An 883-nucleotide genomic window follows, 5' to 3' on the forward strand; every position below is an offset into this window, starting at 1 on the left:
CACCCGCCCACGACGCCGCTCGTCGCTCAACGGCCTTCTCAGGGCGCCGCCACGCCCATCTCCGATCGGGTGGCCGAGACCTCGTGTCCGGGTTCGCGACATTTTCGGCGCCTTATCCACTAACCCGCCCTGTGTACGACCCGCTGATGTTCGGTCGTCCAGCGTTGGTGAGCGTCCGGCGACATCGAACGCGGAGTGTCCACGGTGGACGCGGTGCGTATGAAGCATCGCTATGGGGATCCGTCGAGGCCGACGCCCGTGCGACTCGATGAACTCGAGCAGATCGTCGCGCGGATGCGCGGAACGAAGGGGGTGGGCATGGCAGCCCGATCCGTGGAGCTGTCCGCGGATCAGAGCGAGTCGGTCGGTGAGTCGCGGTCGCGTCTGATGATGGCGCAGCGGCCCTGCCGACTCCGGTGCTCCAACAGCAGTTCGTGCTCGACAGCGACGAGTACCGGGCGGACTTCTTCTGGCGCATCGACGACGAGCGCGGGGTGGTCGGGGAGTTCGACGGGATCGGCAAGTACGCGGATCCCGCGGCCGTGAGCCGGGAGAAGGAGCGGGACAGCGTGTTCCGCGCCAACGGTTTCAGCGTGGTCCGCTGGCAATGGTCTGATCTACAGAAACCGCAGATTCTTCTCCCTGATCACCGCGGAACCGGCGCGAGCCGGACTGGTACCAGAGATCCCGCGGTTCCCGGGGTGAAGGACCCACGCGATCGTCGGAACCACACGCGACGCGGAGACCCCTGCGGGATCGCGTGTGGTTTCTACACTCGCGTGTGGCTTGGGGTACTAGTCGCGCCGTTCCGGGCGGCGCAGGCCCAGGCGGGCCGACGAGGCGCGGCGGACGGGGACGGCGCGGCGCGGCCGCACCGGCAGCC

1 pseudogene is annotated in these 883 nt (G+C 68.4%); it reads left to right on the forward strand.

Features of this window, described 5'->3' with window-relative positions:
- Window positions 1–434: 434 nt before the first annotated feature.
- Window positions 435–883 (forward strand): annotated as a pseudogene (locus ABD908_RS27435) (hypothetical protein); the annotation flags it as partial.

The sequence above is a fragment of the Tsukamurella soli genome, from assembly GCF_039541155.1.
Classification (GTDB): domain Bacteria; phylum Actinomycetota; class Actinomycetes; order Mycobacteriales; family Mycobacteriaceae; genus Tsukamurella; species Tsukamurella soli.